General features: G+C 72.7%; 16 protein-coding genes. 5 read left to right on the plus strand and 11 right to left on the minus strand.

Annotation, left to right across the window (positions count from 1 at the left end):
* Positions 1 to 36: 36 nt before the first annotated feature.
* The 3 genes from AB0M93_RS33355 to AB0M93_RS33365 are packed head-to-tail and all read left to right on the plus strand — an operon-like array spanning position 37 to position 2,012.
* The gene (locus AB0M93_RS33355) at positions 37 to 855 is read left to right on the plus strand and encodes a helix-turn-helix domain-containing protein (RefSeq protein ID WP_364280940.1); all 819 of its coding nucleotides are present in this window, start codon (positions 37 to 39) and stop codon (positions 853 to 855) included.
* Complete coding sequence (locus AB0M93_RS33360; RefSeq protein ID WP_364280943.1) at positions 824 to 1,252, plus strand: acyl-CoA thioesterase; 429 nt, start codon at positions 824 to 826, stop codon at positions 1,250 to 1,252. Before AB0M93_RS33355 ends, AB0M93_RS33360 begins: the two co-directional genes overlap by 32 nt.
* Before the next feature lie 31 nt (positions 1,253 to 1,283).
* Complete coding sequence (locus AB0M93_RS33365) at positions 1,284 to 2,012, plus strand: methyltransferase domain-containing protein (protein ID WP_364280946.1); 729 nt, start codon at positions 1,284 to 1,286, stop codon at positions 2,010 to 2,012.
* On the opposite strand, the gene AB0M93_RS33370 is transcribed toward AB0M93_RS33365, so the two are convergent.
* From AB0M93_RS33370 to AB0M93_RS33385, 4 genes are all read right to left on the minus strand, one after another.
* Entirely contained in the window at positions 2,005 to 5,310 is a 3,306-nt protein-coding gene (locus tag AB0M93_RS33370) for an error-prone DNA polymerase (protein ID WP_364280949.1), read from the minus strand. The two genes, AB0M93_RS33365 and AB0M93_RS33370, sit on opposite strands and share 8 nt — an antisense overlap.
* Positions 5,311 to 5,943 carry a hypothetical protein gene (locus tag AB0M93_RS33375; RefSeq protein ID WP_364280952.1) on the minus strand — a complete coding sequence of 211 codons (633 nt, stop codon included), beginning with the start codon at positions 5,941 to 5,943 and terminating at the stop codon, positions 5,311 to 5,313.
* 2 nt (positions 5,944 to 5,945) lie between these two features.
* Positions 5,946 to 7,508, minus strand: a complete 1,563-nt coding sequence (locus tag AB0M93_RS33380) for a DNA polymerase Y family protein (RefSeq protein ID WP_364281062.1) — start codon at positions 7,506 to 7,508, stop codon at positions 5,946 to 5,948.
* 409 nt (positions 7,509 to 7,917) lie between these two features.
* Positions 7,918 to 8,613 (minus strand): hypothetical protein, encoded by a 696-nt coding sequence (locus AB0M93_RS33385; RefSeq protein ID WP_364280955.1) that lies wholly within the window; start codon positions 8,611 to 8,613, stop codon positions 7,918 to 7,920.
* Positions 8,614 to 8,894: 281 nt separating this feature from the next.
* Here AB0M93_RS33385 and AB0M93_RS33390 point away from each other — a divergent pair, with 281 nt between their 5' ends.
* Together AB0M93_RS33390 and AB0M93_RS33395 are read left to right on the plus strand one after the other, a co-directional pair.
* A complete protein-coding gene (locus AB0M93_RS33390; RefSeq protein WP_364280957.1) occupies positions 8,895 to 9,383 on the plus strand; it encodes a GNAT family N-acetyltransferase in 489 nt (162 codons plus the stop codon).
* A 44-nt stretch (positions 9,384 to 9,427) separates the two neighbouring features.
* Positions 9,428 to 10,186, plus strand: coding sequence for a hypothetical protein (locus AB0M93_RS33395; protein WP_364280959.1), 759 nt, complete (start codon positions 9,428 to 9,430; stop codon positions 10,184 to 10,186).
* On the opposite strand, the gene AB0M93_RS33400 is transcribed toward AB0M93_RS33395, so the two are convergent.
* From AB0M93_RS33400 to sucC, 7 genes are all read right to left on the minus strand, one after another.
* Entirely contained in the window at positions 10,183 to 10,989 is an 807-nt protein-coding gene (locus AB0M93_RS33400; protein ID WP_364280961.1) for a hypothetical protein, read from the minus strand. The two genes, AB0M93_RS33395 and AB0M93_RS33400, sit on opposite strands and share 4 nt — an antisense overlap.
* A 30-nt stretch (positions 10,990 to 11,019) precedes the next feature.
* Entirely contained in the window at positions 11,020 to 12,588 is a 1,569-nt protein-coding gene (purH, locus tag AB0M93_RS33405) for a bifunctional phosphoribosylaminoimidazolecarboxamide formyltransferase/IMP cyclohydrolase (protein WP_364280964.1), read from the minus strand.
* The gene (gene purN, locus AB0M93_RS33410) at positions 12,578 to 13,195 is read right to left on the minus strand and encodes a phosphoribosylglycinamide formyltransferase (protein WP_364280967.1); all 618 of its coding nucleotides are present in this window, start codon (positions 13,193 to 13,195) and stop codon (positions 12,578 to 12,580) included. Before purN ends, purH begins: the two co-directional genes overlap by 11 nt.
* A 77-nt stretch (positions 13,196 to 13,272) precedes the next feature.
* Positions 13,273 to 14,712 (minus strand): DUF6350 family protein, encoded by a 1,440-nt coding sequence (locus AB0M93_RS33415; protein WP_364280970.1) that lies wholly within the window; start codon positions 14,710 to 14,712, stop codon positions 13,273 to 13,275.
* Between the two features lie 142 nt (positions 14,713 to 14,854).
* Entirely contained in the window at positions 14,855 to 15,625 is a 771-nt protein-coding gene (locus tag AB0M93_RS33420; RefSeq protein WP_364280973.1) for a DUF5336 domain-containing protein, read from the minus strand.
* Between the two features lie 206 nt (positions 15,626 to 15,831).
* Entirely contained in the window at positions 15,832 to 16,722 is an 891-nt protein-coding gene (gene sucD / locus AB0M93_RS33425) for a succinate--CoA ligase subunit alpha (protein WP_364280976.1), read from the minus strand.
* Position 16,723: 1 nt separating this feature from the next.
* Positions 16,724 to 17,893, minus strand: a complete 1,170-nt coding sequence (gene sucC / locus AB0M93_RS33430; RefSeq protein WP_364280979.1) for an ADP-forming succinate--CoA ligase subunit beta — start codon at positions 17,891 to 17,893, stop codon at positions 16,724 to 16,726.
* Positions 17,894 to 18,009 lie beyond the last annotated feature (116 nt).

An 18,009-nucleotide genomic window follows, 5' to 3' on the forward strand; every position in this document is an offset into this window, starting at 1 on the left:
CCCGCCGAGCGGTCCCGACCGCTGCATACTGGGCGGATGGGAGTTCCGCTGCGGCCGGTGGCGGCGCGGTCGGTGTACCGCGAAGTCGCGCCGCCGCCCGCGCTCACGGACGTCCTCGCCTGCGGCTGGCACGGGAACACCGGCTGGGCGCGGCCGTTGCGGGTCCTCCCCGACGGCTGCGCGGACCTCGTCTGGGACGGCACCGCGCTCACGGTCGTCGTCACCGTCGGCGCGCCCCTGCGGCTCTGGGTTCCCGCGTCCGCGTCGCGGGTCGGCGTGCGGCTGCGCTGCGGTGCCGCGGCCGCCGTGCTCGGCACGTCCATACCGGACTTGCCCGCCGTGACCGGGCTCCGCGACCTCTGGGGCGCCGACGCCCGTCGCGCCGAAGACGTCCTGGCGACCACCCTCGATCCCCAGGCACAGCGCGGAATCCTCGAAATGCTCGTCGCCCGGCGGCGCGCGGCACCGGACCAGCGGGTGCTGGCCGCCGTGCGTGCCCTCCGTGCGGCCACCCGCACCGCCGACGTCGCCGAGGCCGCCGGGATCAGCGAACGCGCGCTGCGGCGGCACTTCCGCCACGCCGTCGGCGCCGGGCCGAAGCAACTGCACCGCGTCCGCCGGTTCCAGCGGTTCCTGCGTCTCCTGGAGCCACTCGCGGCCGGCCGGGCGTCGCTGGCCGGCGTGGCCGCCGGGCTCGGGTACGCCGACCAGTCCCACCTCGGCCGCGAATGCCGCCGGCTGTCCGGCTCCTCCCCCGCCGAGCTGGTGCGGGTGGCCGAAAAGTTCCAGACGTCCGCCCCGCCCGCGCGCCACGATCGGCCGCATGTTCCGAGTCACGATCGCGGTGCGCGCTGACGACATCGACGCCAACGGCCACGTCCGCGGCCCGGCCTACCTCGCCTACGCCGACCACGCGCGCTGGGTGTGCGTGCACGCCGCCGGCGTCGACCCGGCCGAGCTGGCCGCCCGCCGGATCGGCCCGGTGAACCTGGAGACGACCGTGCGGTTCCACCGGGAACTGCGCCCGCACGGCGAAGTCGGCGTCAGCTGCGAATTCCACTGGGGCACCGGCAAGACGTCCCGGGTGACGCAGGAGTTCCACGCGCCGGACGGCATGCTGGTCGCCGAGGTGGCCAGCGTGTCCGGCCTGCTCGACCTCGACCGGCGGCGGCTGCTGCCCGATCCCGGGGCGTACTGGCGGGAACTGGCGGCCCGCCCCGAGCTGCTCGGCCTCGGCCCGAAAACCGCGTGAGTTCCCCGGTACGGCTCTCTACGGTGGCGGGATGCCCGACGAGCACTACACCGATGCCGGCCTCGCCTCGCTGTACGACGTGATGAACCCGCGCGAGAGCGGCGGCGACTTCGCGTTCTACCTGCCGATGATCATGGCCGCGGAGTCCGTGCTGGACGTCGGGTGCGGCACCGGCTCCCTGCTGCACTGGGCGCGCGAGTCCGGCCACGAAGGACGGCTCGTCGGGCTCGATCCCGCGGAGGGCATGCTCGTCCAGGCCCGCCGCCGGGACGACATCGAGTGGGTGCACGGCGATTTGTCGACCGCGTCCTGGGACGGCGAGTTCGAGTTCGCGGTGATGACCGGGCACGCGTTCCAGGTGCTGCTGACCGACGACGAGCTGCGCACGGCGTTCTCGGCGGTCCGGCGGGCCCTGAAGCCCGGCGGCCGGTTCGGTTTCGAGACGCGCAACCCGGCCGCCCGCAGCTGGGAGCGCTGGACCCCTTCGCACGTCTGGGAAGCCGGCGACGTCCGCTCGTGGAACGACGCCGGGCCGTTCGAGAACGGGTACGTCAGCTTCAAGACGACGTACGAAAGCCCGAGCTGGGACGCGCCGCGGTACAGCGAAAGCACCCTGCGTTTCCTCGACGTCCCCTCGCTGAACCGGTTCGTCGAAGAAGCCGGGCTCGTCGTCGACGAGCAGTACGGCTACTGGGACCGCACGCCGGTGACCGACGCGAGTCCCGAGATCGTCACGATCGTGCGGCGCCCCCTCACCTGAAGTCCCGCGACTTCGCCTTGATCCGCATCGGCAGCGCTTCGACGCGGTCGGCGAGGACGCTGACCACGCCGTCGGCCTTCTCCACCACCCCGCGGATCAGCAGCGCCGAGCTGGCGCGGGCGACCCGGTGGTAGCGCTGCCACAGGCCGAGCGTGCAGATCACGTTGACCATCCCCGTTTCGTCCTCGATGTTGAGGAAGGTGACCCCGCCCGCGGTGGCGGGCCGCTGCCGGTGCGTGACCGCGCCGCCGACCAGCACGCGCGCGCCGTCGTCGAGGTCGGCCAGGCCGCTCGCCGGGACGACGCCGAGCTCGTCGAGCCGGTCGCGGATGAACTCCGTCGGGTAGCTGCCCGGCGAGACGCCGGTCGCCCAGACGTCCGCCGCCGCGACGTCGAGACCGTCCATCCCCGGCAGCACCGGCGCCTGCGTACCGACCAGGCCGGGCAGCTTCTCCGGGCGCTCCCCGGCGACCGCCCCCGCCGTCCACAGCGCCTGACGTCGGTCGCCGCCAAAGCCGGCGAACGCGCCGGCCGTGGCCAGCGCCTCGATCTGCGGCGTGGTCAGCCGCACCCGGCGGGCGACGTCGGCCATGTCGGAGTATTCGCCGTTCTCCTGCCGCTCGGCCACGATCCGCTTCGCGAGGTCTTTCCCGATCTTCCGCACGGTGCTCAGCCCGGTGCGCACGTCGTGGAACTTCCCGGTGCCCGCCTCCAGGGTGGCGTGCGGCAGGCTGCGGTTGACGTCGGGGCCGTGCACGGTGACGCCGTGGCGGCGTGCGTCGGCGACCAGGGACTGCGGCGAGTAGAACCCCATCGGCTGCGCGCGCAGCAGGCCCGCCAGGAACGCGTCCGGGTGGTAGAACTTGAAGTGGGCGCTGGAAAAGACCAGGTGCGCGAAGCTCAGCGCGTGGCTCTCCGGGAAGCCGAAGTTCGCGAACGCCTTGAGCTTGCCGAAGATCTTCTGCGCGAGTTCGGCTTCGACGCCGTTCGCGGCGGCGCCCTCGAGGAACCGCTGCCGCAGCCGGTCCATCTTCCGGTCCGACCGCTTCGACCCCATCGCGTGCCGCAGCTGGTCGGCCTCCGCCGCGGTGAAGTTCGCGACGTCCAGCGCGATCTGCATCATCTGCTCCTGGAACAGCGGCACGCCCTTGGTCTTGTGCAGCGCCTTCTCCAGCAGCGGGTGGTCGTAGGTCCACTTCTCGCGGCCCTGCTTGCGGCGGATGTACGGGTGCACCGAGCCGCCCTGGATCGGGCCGGGCCGGATCAGCGCGACCTCGACGGCGAGGTCGTAGAACTCGCGCGGCTGCAGCCGCGGCAGCGTCGCCAGCTGGGCGCGGCTCTCCACCTGGAAGACGCCGATCGCGTCGGCGCGGCACAGCATGTCGTAGATCTTCTCGTCGGCGAGGTCGAGCTCGGCGAGGTCGACCTTTTCGCCCTTGTACTCCTCGACCAGGTCGATCATGTAGTGCAGCGCCGACAGCATGCCCAGGCCGAGCAGGTCGAACTTGACCAGCCCGGCGGCGGCGCAGTCCTCCTTCTCCCACTGGATGACGCTGCGGTCGGCCATCCGCGCCCACTCGACCGGCACGACCTGGCTGACCGGCTCGGCGCACATGACCATTCCGCCGGAGTGGATTCCTAGGTGCCGCGGGAAGTCCTCGAGCGCGAAGGCGAGCTGCACGACTTCGTCCGGGATGTCGTGGTCGTGGTCCTTTTCGGTGCTGCGCAGCGAACCCCAGCGGTCGATCTGCTTGCTCCAGGCGTCCTGCTGCCCGGGCGAGTAGCCCAGCGCCCGCGCGGCGTCGCGGACGGCGGAGCGGGCGCGGTAGGTGATCACGTTCGCGACCTGGGCGGTTCTCAGCCGGCCGTGTTTGCGGAAGACGTACTGTATGGCCTCTTCGCGGCGGTCGGACTCGATGTCGAGGTCGATGTCGGGGTAGCCGTCGCGGTCCGGGGCGAGGAAGCGCTCGAAGAGCAGTTCGTAGGCGACGGAGTCGACCTTCGTGATGCCGAGCGCGTAGCAGACGGCGGAGTTCGCGGCCGAGCCGCGGCCCTGGCAGAGGATGTCGTTCCGGCGGCAGAACGTCACGATGTCCCAGACGATCAGGAAGTAGCCGGGGAACCCGAGTTCCTCGATGATGGCGAGCTCGTGCTCGATCTGCTCGTTCGCCTTTGCTTCGTGGGGCTTGCCCTTGAAGCGCTCCTCGGCGCCTATTTTCGTCAGCTCGCGCAGGTACGTCGTCTCGGTGTAGCCCTCCGGGACGTCGAACGGCGGCAGCTCGGGGGCGATCAGCTTCAGCGGGAACGCGCATTCCATCCCGAGCAGGGCACTGCGCCGGACGGCGCCGGGGTACCGCCGGAACAGGACGTCCATTTCGGCCCCGCTGCGCAGGAACGCCGTCCCGGCGGCGGGCAGCCACCCTTCCAGTTCGTCGATCCCCCGCCGCGCCCGGATCGCGGCGAGCGCGTCGGCCAGCGGCGCGCGTTCGGGCCGGGCGTAGTGGGCGGCGGTGGTGGCGACGGTCGGCAGGCCCAGGTCCCGCGCAATTTCGGTCAGGACGTCGTTGTGGGTGCTGTCCAGCGGCTGGCGGTGGTCGGTGAGTTCGACGTAGACGTTGTCGCGCCCGAAGCGGTCGACCAGTTCGCCGAGCTTCTCGGCGGCGGCCGCCGGGCCGTGCGCGACGAGGGCCGAGCGCACCGCGCCCTTGCGGCAGCCCGTCAGCACCACGCACTGCCCGGCGACCTCCTCGGCGACCGCACCGAGGTCGTAGCTGGGCCGCCCCTTTTCGGCGTCCCGGTGGATCTGGCCGGCGGTGATGGCGCGGCAGAGGGCCCGGTAGCCCTGATCGCCGCGGGCGAGCAGCAGGAGGTGCTCGCCTTCGGGGTCGGGAACGCCGTTCTGCGGGCTCTGCAGCCCGAAGCTGAGTTCGGTGCCGAAGACGGTGTTGACCCCGAGTTCCCGCGCGGCCTCGGCGAACCGCACGACGCCGTACATGCCGTCGTGATCGGTGAGGGCGATGGCGTCGAGCTGGAGACGCGCGGCCTCTTCGACGAGCTCTTCGGGGTGGCTGGCGCCGTCGAGGAAGCTGAAGTTGGAGTGGCAGTGGAGTTCGGCGTAGGGGACGCGGACGGCCTCGCCCCCGTCGTCGTTGCCGCGCGCGGGAAGGTCACCGGGTCTTTGGTAGCCCTCGCGGCGCCGTCCCCAGGCGGGACTGTCGCCGTGGTCGCCGGGCGGGAGGCCGCCGGCGAGGGTGCGGGCGAGGTCCTTCCAGCGGACGGGTGGGTTGTTCCAGCCCATTCAGTGGCTCCTGGGCTCGTCTTGCTGTTGCTGTTGCTGTTGTTGTTGTTGCTGCTGCTGCTGTTCGGCTTCGCGGCGGCGGCGGTGCCAGTTGGTCGGGTGGTTCCAGCGGGACCTCGCTTCGGCTTCGGTCATGGAGGTGGCGTCCGGCGCCTGAGCGCGGCGATCCACGTTCGACGGGTGGTTCCGGCGAGAGCGTGCCTCGGCCTCGCTCATCCGGCACCCGTTCTCGCGTGACGGGCGCGGAACCGGCAGCACGATCACCGGGCAGACCCAGTCGTCGTCCTCGGCGGGCACCTCAGGCAGATAGCCACGGACCGTCCATCGTTCGCCTGGGTCCGGTGCTCCAGCCGCCAGCTCCGGCGCCCCAGCCGCGGGCTCCGGCGCTCCGGACGCCGGGAGCCGATCGCGCGCTTCAGTAGCCGGCGCCGGCGCTTCGGTCGCCGGGAGCCGGTTGTGCGCTTCGGTAACCGGCGCCGGCGCTCCGGCCGCTGGAAGCCGGTCGTGCGCCGCCCGCGCGCCGGGCTCCGGAACCTCCCGCAGCCACTCGCGTTCCTCCGCGGCCCGGCGCGGGGTGGCCCCCGGCTCGGCGCGCAGCCAGTTTCGCAGCCGTTGTGCGTAGTCCTCGTCCATGCTCAGTCGTACACTCCCTCGACCGTCCACAGTGGATTTTCCGTGCCCGCGCAGTGCACCAGCACCGCCTCGGGTGGCTCGTCTCCCTCGCCGGCCAGGACCAGCTGCAGCCGCGCCCGCGGAGGGCCCGGCCGCCGCCGGTCGGCCGCCAGCGGCCACGGGCCCGCCCAGGCCACGACCTCCCGGCCCGCGGCGCCCGCGATGCTGAGCCGCCGCGGGGGCGACGTCACCTGGTCGCGGGCCGTGATCCCGACGGCCCGGCCGCCGTCGTCGAAGACCTGCGCCGGCACCGGGCGGTCGAGGACCGTCGCGGGGGACGGGGACGGCAGCCGTCCCGGCCAGGTCGCGTCCGGCGGGGTCGTCCGCTCGCGCGGGTCGCCCCACGGCACCAGCCGGACCCGGCCGGCGGGATCGCGGCCGCCGTCGAGCACCGGCGTCACCACGCCTTCGGGTCCGAGCAGGCCCTGGACCCGCACGAACGCGCGGGCGGCACGCTCGTCGTCCTCGCCGGAACGGCCGTCGCGCCACAGGTCGAGCTGCAGCGAGCGGCCTTCGACGATCTCCTCCGGCTCCAGCCGCAGCCGCACCACACCCGACGTCGGGCGCTGCCCCGGCGCGGCGCGCAGCCAGCCTTCGAACTGCCAGCGCACGCGATCGGCGACGCCGGCCGGCGTCAACGGTTCAGCGCACCGCCACGCCCGGCCGAGGTGTTCACCGTCCTCGGTGACGGCGTAGATGCCGAGCCGGGTGCAGGCGAGCCCGTGCCCGGCGAGGGCCGCGCAGAACCGCGTCGCCAGGCCCTTGGCGAGGAACGCCGCGACGTCGACCCGTTCGACAACGGGGTCGAACTCCTCACTGAGCCTCAGTTCCGACGGCGGGCGGCGACGCAGCGGCGGCCGTTCGGAGCGGCCGCGAGCCAGCCGGTGGGCGAGCAGACCGGCGGTCCCGAACCGGTTGGCGACATCGCGTTCGGGCAGGTCGGCGAAGGCACCGAGCGTCTTGAGCCCGAGCCGGCGCAGCAGGTCGACGAGTTCGGCGCGATCGGCCCCGGCCTGGTCGAGCTCGGTGACGGGCAGCGGCGCGAGAAACTCGGCAACCCGCCCGGGTTCGACGAAAGTCCCAAGCCGCGCGGCGAGCGTCGCGGCGAAGAGCCCCTCGGCAATGCCGACCTGACACTCGACGCCGGCAGCGGCAGCGACCTCGTCGAGAAGCCGCTCGACGAGCGCGTGTTCCCCGCCGAAGTAGCCGGAGGCACCGGCAACGGGCACGGCAACGAGGCCGGGCCGCACAACCTCGACACCGACAACGAGCCCTTCGACGGCACGGGCGACGCTCTCGAAGAGCCTCGCATCCCGGCCGTCATCAGCGGCGAAAACGGCCAGCTCCGGACAGTTCGACTGCGCCTCCCGCCGCCGCAACCCCCGCCGGACGCCACCCCGCCGCGCGGCAGCGTTGCAGGCAACAACCCGGTTGGCACTGAAGACGGCCAGAGGTTGGGTGACGGCGACGCCGCCAGCGGCCGCGGCGGAGACGGCAGGCCAGTCCGGGCACCACAGGACGAGCATCCGGGCCGGGGTGTCGGGGGTGTGGCGCTGGGTCGGGACGGTCACGCGACCTCCCGCGGCAGAGGCCGCCACGCGTACCGGGACGGTCGGCTCGCGTACCTGGACGGTCGGTTCTCGCACCCTGGCGGTCGGCTCACGTGACTGGAGAGGCCACACGCGTGACCAGAGGGCCAACACACGTGACTGGAGGGGTCACACGCCTGATTGGAGGGGCAACACACGCACGCGACCGATCGGTTCGCGCACCCGAAGGGGCCGTTCGCGCACCCGGACGGTCGGCTTGCGCACCCAGGCCGTCGGCCCGCGCACCCAGACCGTCGGCTCGCGCACCTGGAGAGTCGGCTTGCGTACCTGGACCGTCGGCTGGGGTGGGTGTTGGGTCGGACTGTCCCTTGTGGACTTACTTCGGTCATGCGGTCGCCTCGCGGAGCGACGGGGCTGGGCGGGCCTGGGTGATGTGGCCGTCCGAGTCCGGCAGGGCTAGCGAAGCCGAGACCGGGCGGGCCGCCGCGCCACGGCCGTGGACCCGCACCGAGACCCGGCGCGAGCGCAGGTGGCCGTAGCCGTCCGACGCTCCCGACCACGGCTCGCGGCGGCACGACAGCTCCACGTCCGCGCCCGGCCATGGGCCGGCCGACAGCAGGACCGCGCCTCGATGCCGGGCCCGGGCCGACAGCCGCCGCGCCACCGCCGGCTGGATCGTCTCCGAATGGACCGCCACCAGGTCGACGCCGTCCAGGAGCGCCGCGACCACCGCCGGGAGCTCCGTGCCCGGCCGGGGGACCAGCGCCACCCGGGCGAGGTCCACGCCGTACTCGGCCGCCGCCGCCAGCCCCAGCGACGGCAGACCGACCACGGCCGCCCACGAACCAGCGCTCGTGGGCGAGGCGAGCAGCGCGAGCAGCAACGACGTGCCCCCGTGGACCGCCACCGTGCTCCCGCGCCGGAGCCCGGCACCCGGCAGCAGCCCGGCCAGCGCCGGGACGACCGGGAGCACCCTTCCCGTCGCCCTGGCCCGCTCAGCCTGGGCCGCCACCCGGCTCGCCGTGCTGACCCCGGGCAGGGCCGCCAGCCGGGCCACCGGCGGCTCCACCACAGCAGTCACCGCACGCACCTCCCCACCACGGACTGGGCCGGCGGCCGGGCCTCTCCCAAAACACGACCGACGACTCTGGTTCGCCGCGGGGAAGGCGGCGGCGTTCATGTCGAACACGTGTTCGACATGAACAAGTCAACCGCGAACCGCAGGAGGTGTCAAGTCACCCGATAGCGGGGCGCGGCGGTGCATCGAGCGAATCCAGCAACGCCCGAGCGCACGGCGGAGCGGGGTCACCCCGCCACCGTAATGAAGTTGCCCCGGCCCGGGCCGGTCACTAGACAGACGGCGTGCAGCTCACCGACGCCCGCCCCGAAGACGCCCCGGAACTGCTGGTCCTGCAACGCTGCTGCTGGGTCCAGGAAGCTCTCCTCAACGACACCCTCGACATCCCCGCGCTGCACGAAACCCTCGAAGACGTGCGCGACTGGACGAAGACGTGGTCGGCTTGGGTGCTGCGGCAGGACCACCGGCTGATCGGGGCCGTGCGCGCCCGGCTGGACGGGGACTGCTGGGAGGTCGGCAGGCTGATGGTCGCGCCGGACCTCGCCGGGCGCGGGCTCGGGCGGCGGCTGCTCGCCCACGCCGAAGCGCAGGCGCCCGCCGAAGCCCGCCGGTTCGCGCTGTTCACCGGGGCGCGCAGCGCGCGCAACATCGCGCTGTACCAGCGGGCCGGCTACCGGCTCACCGAGCCGCCCGCGGCCGGCGGCCACATCCGGGGCGCGGTGTACCTGGAAAAGGACGTCACGCTGCGCGAAACATCCGGTCCGGCCGCCTGACGCTGCGGCGTCGGCTAGATTGCCCCGTGGACTTGGGGGTGACGATGACCGAACCGCGGAGACGGCCGATCCTGTGGGTCGCCGGCGCGCTGGTCGCGGCCGGTGCGGTGCTCGCCGTCGTGCTGACCGCCGGCGGCGGGGTGCCCGGCGCCACGGCCGCGGCCCCGGGGCCGACGACCATCGGCGCGGAGTGGCGCTCGTTCCGCGCCGACGTCACCGGAATCCGCCCCGGTCCCGACGAGCACAGCCTGTTCGTGCAGGTCGCGCTGCCCGGCAAGGACCCCGGCTGCGTCCGCGAGCCGCGGATCGAGCAGCTCGTGGAGGCGAAGACCGACATCCGCGCCGACGTCGTCTACTCGACCCGGCCCGCGGCGGGCGGCTGCCAGGACAAGGTCCCCGCGGAACTGCGGCTGACGACGACGGCCCCGGTCGCGGACCGGACGGTGATCCTCAACTCCGACACCGGCAACGCCTGGCACAAGCTCGGCGCCGGCTGGGGCCACTGCGACCGCCAGGGCACCTGCGCCGCACCCGCCGACCACTGTGACCCGGCGTGGATCGGCGCGGCGGTGTCCGCCGCGGGCGCCGAGAGCGCGGGCACCACCCGCGCCTGCGACCCGGGCTGGCTGCTCGTCGACCTCCTGGTGCGCCAGACCGAACCGCCGTCGCGCACCGCGTTCCGCTGGAGCGACACGGGCTGGACGTCGTTCGCGCAGACCCGCTCGGCCGGCTGCGCGGACATCCTGGCGGCCGACCGGAAGTTCCCGGCCGCGCTCTGCAAGGCGCTGCCCGCGCCCGCCTAACCCAGCTTCTTGACGATCTCGGCGCCGACCGCCTGCACGGCGGCATCGGTCTCCTCCTGCGGCATCGGCGAGTTCGAGAAGAACCCCTTGTCCCAGCCGGACACTTCGAGGATCACGACGGTCGTGCCCTTGAGGACGTGCAGTTCGGATCCGCTGAAGGCGCTGTCGGTGGCCAGCCGGACCAGCACCGCCTTGTCGCCGATGCCACGCACGGCCGTCGGCGGGAGCGCCGGCGCCTTCGGCGTGAACATGTCGTTCGCCTGCTCGCGCGCGCTGTTCCCGGAGTACCGCGTGATCTGGACGTGCATGGTGGCGTCGCGGACGTTCTCGTCCGGCCCCGGCTTCCAGCTGCAGCCCTGCTGCTTGATGCCCGGCAGGTCCTGGGTGCCCTGGCCGGCCAGGACGAAGCTCGGGAAGCCCGCCTTCTCCAGCACCGGCGCCGGCACCTGGCACTCGGCGGGCACCGGCGACGACGACGGCACCGCGCCGGTGCTCGCGAAGTAGTCCCCCGCGATGATGCCCAGCGGGATGCCCGCGCCGAGGAGCACGACCACGACACCGACGATGCCGAGGATCAGCCCGGTCCGCTTCTTCTTCGGCGGCGGCACCGGCGCGCCGTACCCGGCGGGCGGGTACCCCGGCGGCGGGTAGCCGGGCGGCGGATATCCGGGCTGCTGCGGATAGCCCTGCTGCTGCGGGTAGCCCGGCTGCGGCGGATACCCGGGCTGCGGCGGATACCCGGGCTGCTGCTGCGGATAGCCCGGGTACCCCTGCTGACCTTGGCCGTACGGCGGTTGCTGCATCGAGCCCTCCCTCTCGAAGCGAAGCGCGGGTCAGTGCGCGAAGTGGCGCGTCCCCGTCAGGTACATCGTGACGCCCGCCTTCTCCGCGGCCGCGATGACCTCGGCGTCACGGACCGAGCCGCCGGGCTGCACGATCGCCCGGACCCCGGCCTCGACCAGCACCTCCAGGCCGTCCGGGAACGGGAAGAACGCGTCCGACGCGCCGACCGAGCCCTTGGCGCGGTCGCCCGCCCTGGCCACCGCGAGCCGCGACGAGTCGACCCGGTTGACCTGGCCCATGCCGACGCCGATGGTCGCGCCGTCGGCGGCCAGCAGGATCGCGTTCGACTTGACCGCGCGCAGCGAGCGCCACGCGAACTCGAGGTCGCGCAGGGTCTGCTCGTCGGCCGGGCTGCCGGTGGCCAGCGTCCACGCGGCCGGGTCGTCGCCCGGGGCGTCGATCGCGTCGGCGGTCTGCAGCAGGACGCCGCCGGAGATCGGGCGGAACTCGATCGGCGACGCCGGGGCCGCGGGCAGCTTCAGCAGGCGGATGTTCTTCTTGCGCTGCAGGATTTCGAGGGCTTCGGGGTCGAAGTCCGGGGCCAGCACGACCTCGGTGAAGACCTCGGCGATCTGCTCGGCGGCCTCGCGGCTGACCGGCCGGTTCGTCGCGATGACGCCGCCGTAGGCCGAAACCGGGTCGCACGCATGGGCTTTGCGGTGCGCCTCGGCGATGTCGGTCCCGATCGCGATGCCGCACGGGTTGGCGTGCTTGATGATCGCGACGGCGGGCTCGGTGAAGTCGAACGCGGCGCGGCGGGCGGCGTCGGTGTCGACGTAGTTGTTGTAGGACATGGCCTTGCCGTGCAGCTGCTCGGCGTGCGCGAGCCCCGGCCGGTCGCTCTTGTACAGCGCGGCCTTCTGGTGCGGGTTCTCGCCGTAGCGCAGGACGTCGGCGCGTTCCCAGGTGGCGCCGAGGAAGTCCGGGAAGCCGGCGTCGGCAGCGTCCTCGTCGGGGGCGTACGCGCTGGCGAACCACGACGCGACGGCCGTGTCGTACGCCGCCGTGTGCGCGTACGCCTGGGCCGCGAGCCGCTTGCGGTCCTCGAACTCGAAGCCGCCCGCGGCGACGCGCTCGAGCACCCAGCCGTAGCGGGCCGGGTCGACGACGACCGCGACGCTGCCGTGGTTCTTCGCCGCCGCGCGGACCATCGCCGGGCCGCCGATGTCGATGTTCTCGACGCAGTCCTCGGGGCTCGCGCCGGACGCGACGGTCTGGGCGAACGGGTACAGGTTCACCACGAGCAGGTCGAACGCCGCGATGTCCAGCTTGCGCAGCTGCTCGACGTGGTCCGGGTTGCCCTGGTCGGCCAGCAGGCCGGCGTGCACGTGCGGATGCAGCGTCTTGACGCGGCCGTCGAGCGACTCGGGGAAGCCGGTGACCTGCTCGACCGGCGTGACCGGGACCCCGGCGTCGGCGATGGCCTTCGCCGTGCCGCCGGTGGAGACGATCTCGACGCCGGCCGCGTGCAGGCCGGTCGCGAGGTCCAGGAGGCCCGCCTTGTCCGAGACGCCGATCAGCGCCCGGCGGACCGGGCGCCGTCCCAGGTCAGTGCTCACGAAATGTCACCTTTCGTCCGTCCACGGTGCAGCCACCGCGGCCGAGTCGCTCGATCGTTTCCACCAGCAGCCTGCGTTCGACGGCCTTGATCCGTTCGTGCAGGACGTTTTCGTCGTCGTCGCTCTCCACGACGACCGCCTCCTGGGCGATGATCGGCCCGGTGTCGACGCCGGCGTCGGCGAAGTGCACGGTCGAGCCGGTCACCTTGACCCCGGCTTCGAGGGCGTCGCGGACCGCGTGCATGCCCGGGAACGACGGCAGCAGCGCGGGGTGCGTGTTGATCACCGTGAAGCGGCCGAGGAACTGCTCGCCGAGGATCTTCATGAACCCGGCGGAGACGACCAGGTCGGGCCGGTACGCCGCGACGGCCTCGGTCAGCGCCTTGTCCCACGCGGCGCGGTCGGGGTGGTCGGCGACGCGGACGGTGAACGCCGGGATGCTCAGCCGCTCGGCGCGGGTGAGGGCTTCGATGCCGGTGCGGTCGGCGCCGACGGCGACGACCTTGGCCGGGAAGCCGGACCGCCCGGTGGCGTCCAGCACCGCCTGCAGGAGGGTGCCGGAGCCCGACGCGAGCACGACGAGCTTCACCGGAGTGGGCAGGTCCAACCGTTGAGACAGAGCGGGCTCCTTGCCGCGGGCGGTGCGCAGCCGGGCGCACGGCGCTTCACCAGGTCAAGTCAACCCTAACGGTCGCCCTCGCCCGGCTCGACGTCGCCGCAGGTCTCGGTGCCTCCGGTCACAGCGTCGCCGGGTTCGAAGACGTCCTCGGCCGGTTCTTCGAGGCCGAGTTCGGCGTCGGCTTCGGCTTCGAACTCGGCGTCCTCGGCGAAAATTTCCTCTTGGGCCGCTTCGAGCTCCTCGACGGCTTCGGACGCTTCTTCGGTGTCGACCTCGTCGGCGTCCTGGAACGCCTCGTTGTCTTCGAGCGCTTCAGGCGGCGGCGCGGGCGGCTCGTGCTCCCCCGCGAAGAACGCGACGAACCCACCCGGGATGACGATCCAGCAGAAGGCGACCACGGAAGCGACGCCGACCGGCACGCTCACCGGGTCGAACGGGCCGTCGCCGAGCCGTCCCCCGGCCAGCGTGCCCAGCACGACGCAGCCGAGCGCGACGACGGCACCGGCGACCGCGACCGCGCGGATGCGCTGCGCGGGCTCGGCGTCGGCCTTGCGCAGCGTCCAACCCGCCAGTGCGCCGGCCGCCGCGGGCAGCACCAGCAGCGCCGGCCACCAGCCGGCGTGGTGCTCGGGCAGGCCGCCGAGCAGCGGGACACCGGGCACGGCGCCACCTCGGTAGCCGAACATGCCGACGTCCAGGTCCCCGATCGAGAACCCGGGCCCGGCGACGAACGACAGCGCCGCGGCGACGGCGTTCGGCAGGTACAGCACCGAAAGCAGGAAGAGCCCGAAGCTGGTGCCGAAGCCGGGCTCGTAGACGTCGGACACCGTCTTCCAGGACACCGCGGTCGCGACGGTGAACACGGCCGCACCGCAGGCCACCAGGACGGCCAGGCCCAGCGCGCCGGTCCGCAGCCCGCGCAGGGCCAGCGGGTCGAGGCGCTCGGCGACGACGTCCGGCAGCCCGCACGACCGGACGACGCCCGCGCCCGACGCCGCCCCGGCGAGCAGGCCGGGCACGACGAAGGCGGCCACCGGGTTCGCGGTCACCGGTGATCCCTGCGCGCAGAGCGCCACGACGAGCCCGGCCACCGCGTGCGCGCCGGCGATCGTGACCAGCACCGGCAGCGCCTCGCGGAACGACCGGCTGCCGAGGCGCCGGGCCGCGCCGGACGCCGTCCGCGCGGCCAGCACGACCGCGCCGAGTGTCGGCAGCAGCGGCAGCATCCCGAGTGGGTGACCCCCGATGGCGATCCGCACCTGGTGCGCGGCGAGCCAGCCGGGTCCGGCGGCCAGCAGCACCCCGGTGTCGGAGAAGACGGCCCGGCCGGCCGTGAGCGTGAGCAGGGCCAGCACGGCCGCGACCGCGGTGTAGCCGGTGATCAGCGGGCCGATGGCCGCGGCGAGCAACACCCGCACCCGCGCGGGCCGGGAGGGTGCGACGCCGGGTCCGGGGTCGCTCACCGGCTCTTCGGGGGCGTCGGTGAGCAGGTCCATGGTGGGCACCCTGACATCCGGGCTGCTCCGTCCGGGTGAGGCACGCCGCCCGCGGGCGGCGTGATCAACCGAACCCCACCCGGACGGGTCACCCCCGGACGCAAAACACCCGCTGTGACACAGAGGGTCACAGCGGGTGTCGGCGGCGAGGTCAGCTGGACTTGCCGAAGCCGCCGGGCGGGGTGCCCGGGTTCTCCGGCGGCGCCTGCTGGAAGAACTGGCCCTGCTGCGGCGCGTACGTCGTGGCCTGCTGCCCCGGCGGCGGCGTGGTCGACGGCGGGTTCGGCGAGCCGTACTGGCCCGGCTGCGAGAACGGCGCCGACGGCTCGCCGGTGGCGGCGACCGGGCCCGGCCCGTGCCCCGGCTGGCCGAACTGCTGACCGGGCTGGCCGTACTGCTGCTGACCCGGCTGGCCGTACTGGCCGCCGTAGGACGGCGCGGCGGGCTTCGGCGACGGCGGCTTGATGACGCCGTGCTCGATCAGCAGCGCGCCGACCGCGACGATCATCTGCAGGATGCCGAGGATCAGGATGACGGTGACGATGCCCGGCGTCGTGGGCAGCGCGACCAGCGCGTCCAGGGCACCGAGCGCGCCGAGGACGCTGAACAGCGCCGCGAACGGCAGCGTCTTCGGGCCCTTCGGCAGCACGTGCAGCCCGGCGAGCAGACCCGCACCCAGCAGGAACGTCGTCGCGAGGCCGACGTCGGCGTTGTCGGAGAAGCCCAGGAAGTACTGCACGAGGCCGAAGACGGCAACGACCAGGGCGAGCAGCATCGGCAGGTTCTGCGGCAGGCCCGCGGCGCCGGAGGGCGCCTGGTGCGAGTGCGGCTGCTGCGCCGGGAAGCCGCTGGACGGCGGTCCGGGGGGCTGCTGGCCGCCACCCTGCTGGGGGTAGCCAGGCCCACCGCTGGGGAAGGTCATCGGATGCACTCCTGTCGGTTCGACCGGCACTCCGGGCGCGCGGGCGCCCGGGGAAAGACGAGGCGGCTTGTGTGCGCAGAACGCTAGCGCACTCGAAGGCCACCAGCCCACCAGACGCGTGAATACCTCGCGCGGTTTCATGTCGAAACGAGGAAAGGCCGGGCACCTCGCGGGTGCCCGGCCTCACCAGGAGCAATGCGTCAACCTCAGCCGAGGTTGTTGTACAGCTCACGCGCGAGGACGGCGGTCTCGCTCGGGGTCTTGCCGACCTTGACGCCGGCGGCCTCGAGGGCCTCCTTCTTCGCGGCGGCCGTGCCGGAGGAGCCCGACACGATGGCGCCCGCGTGGCCCATGGTCTTGCCCTCGGGCGCGGTGAAGCCCGCGACGTAACCGACGACCGGCTTCGTCACGTTCTCCTTGATGTAGGCCGCGGCGCGCTCTTCGGCGTCGCCGCCGATCTCGCCGATCATCACGATGACCTTGGTCTCCGGGTCCGCCTCGAACGCCTCGAGGGCGTCGATGTGCGTGGTGCCGATGATCGGGTCACCGCCGATGCCGACCGCGGTCGAGAAGCCGATGTCCCGCAGCTCGTACATCATCTGGTAGGTCAGCGTGCCGGACTTCGACACGAGGCCGATGTGGCCCGCGCCGGAGATGTCGGCCGGGATGATGCCGGCGTTCGACTTGCCCGGGCTGATCACGCCGGGGCAGTTCGGGCCGATGATCCGGGTCTTGTTCCCCTTGGCGACCGCGTGCGCCCAGAAGTAGGCCGAGTCGTGCACCGGGATGCCCTCGGTGATGACCACGGCGAGCGGGATCTCGGCGTCGATCGCCTCGAGCACCGCGTCCTTGGCGAACTTCGGCGGCACGAAGATGACCGACACGTCGGCGCCGGTCTCCTTCATGGCCTCCTCGACCGTGCCGAACACGGTGAGGTCCTTGCCCTCGATGGTGACGGTCTGGCCGGCCTTGCGGGCGTTGACGCCGCCCACGATGTTCGTGCCGGACTTCAGCATCTTGGTGGCGTGCTTCATGCCCTCGGAGCCGGTGAGCCCCTGGACGATGACCTTGCTGTTCTCGTTGAGGAAGATCGACATCTCACGCACCTGCCGCGGCGAGCTCGGCAGCCTTGTCGGCCGCGTTGTCCATTGTGTCCACCACGGTGACCAGCGGGTGGTTCGCGTCGGCCAGGATCTTGCGACCCTCCACGACGTTGTTGCCGTCCAAGCGGACGACCAGCGGCTTGCTGGCCTCGTCGCCCAGGATCTTCAGGGCCTCGACGATGCCGGTCGCCACCGCGTCGCAGGCGGTGATGCCGCCGAAGACGTTGACGAAGACGCTCTTCACGTCGGTGTCGTTGAGGATGACGTCCAGCCCGGCCGCCATGACCTCGGCCGAAGCGCCGCCGCCGATGTCGAGGAAGTTCGCCGGCTTCACGCCGCCGTGCTTCTCGCCCGCGTACGCCACGACGTCCAAAGTGGACATCACGAGGCCCGCGCCGTTGCCGATGATGCCGACCTGGCCGTCGAGCTTGACGTAGTTGAGGTTCTTGGCCTTGGCCTTCGCCTCGAGCGGGTTCTCCGCTTCCTTGTCCACCAGGGCCTCGTGGCCCGGCTGGCGGAAGTCCGCGTTCTCGTCGAGGGTGACCTTGCCGTCGAGGGCGATGATCTTGTCCTGCGGGTCGCGGACCAGCGGGTTGACCTCGACCAGGGTGGCGTCCTCGGAGACGAAGGTCTCCCAGAGCTTCACCACGACGTCGGCGGCCTCGTCGATGATCTCGGCCGGGAAGTTGCCGGCCTTCAGGATCTCGAGCGCCTTCGCCTTGTCGACCCCGGCGATCGCGTCGACCGGGATCTTCGCGAGCGCGTCGGGACGCTCGACCGCGAGCTGCTCGATCTCCATGCCGCCCTCGGAGGACGCCATCGCCAGGAACGTGCGGTTCGCGCGGTCCAGCAGGAAGGAGAAGTAGTACTCGGACGCGATGTCCGAGGCTTCGGCCACGAGCACGCGACGCGTGATGTGGCCCTTGATGTCGAGGCCGAGGATGGCTTCCGCCTTCTCCTTCGCCTCGTCCGGCGTCTGGGCCAGCTTGACGCCGCCCGCCTTCCCACGGCCGCCGACCTTCACCTGCGCCTTGACGACGACCTGGTTACCGATCTGCTCCGCGGCGGCCTTGGCTTCTTCGGGGGTGCTAGCCACCGAGCCCGGCAGAACCGGTACTCCGTGGGCGGCGAAGAGATCCCTCGCCTGGTACTCGTAGAGGTCCACTACTCCAGTCTCCTGACGACACGCCACTGCAGGTGGTCCGCGACCGGACCGCGCTGTCGGACCAGTCGAGGTTAGCGACCTGCGCAGACGCAGGGCACTCCGCACCTGGTGAAGTC

Source organism: Amycolatopsis sp. NPDC051102 (assembly GCF_040682815.1).
Classification (GTDB): domain Bacteria; phylum Actinomycetota; class Actinomycetes; order Mycobacteriales; family Pseudonocardiaceae; genus Amycolatopsis.

Coding starts and splice junctions, on each gene's coding strand:
- AB0M93_RS33395 (WP_364280959.1), top strand. CDS start 9,428: ATGACCGAACCGCGGAGACGGCCGATCCTGTGGGTCGCCGGCGCGCTG.
- AB0M93_RS33355 (WP_364280940.1), top strand. CDS start 37: ATGGGAGTTCCGCTGCGGCCGGTGGCGGCGCGGTCGGTGTACCGCGAA.
- AB0M93_RS33380 (WP_364281062.1), bottom strand. CDS start 7,508: ATGCTCGTCCTGTGGTGCCCGGACTGGCCTGCCGTCTCCGCCGCGGCC.
- AB0M93_RS33400 (WP_364280961.1), bottom strand. CDS start 10,989: ATGCAGCAACCGCCGTACGGCCAAGGTCAGCAGGGGTACCCGGGCTAT.
- AB0M93_RS33370 (WP_364280949.1), bottom strand. CDS start 5,310: ATGGGCTGGAACAACCCACCCGTCCGCTGGAAGGACCTCGCCCGCACC.
- AB0M93_RS33360 (WP_364280943.1), top strand. CDS start 824: ATGTTCCGAGTCACGATCGCGGTGCGCGCTGACGACATCGACGCCAAC.
- sucD (WP_364280976.1), bottom strand. CDS start 16,722: ATGTCGATCTTCCTCAACGAGAACAGCAAGGTCATCGTCCAGGGGCTC.
- AB0M93_RS33375 (WP_364280952.1), bottom strand. CDS start 5,943: ATGGACGAGGACTACGCACAACGGCTGCGAAACTGGCTGCGCGCCGAG.
- AB0M93_RS33365 (WP_364280946.1), top strand. CDS start 1,284: ATGCCCGACGAGCACTACACCGATGCCGGCCTCGCCTCGCTGTACGAC.
- AB0M93_RS33420 (WP_364280973.1), bottom strand. CDS start 15,625: ATGACCTTCCCCAGCGGTGGGCCTGGCTACCCCCAGCAGGGTGGCGGC.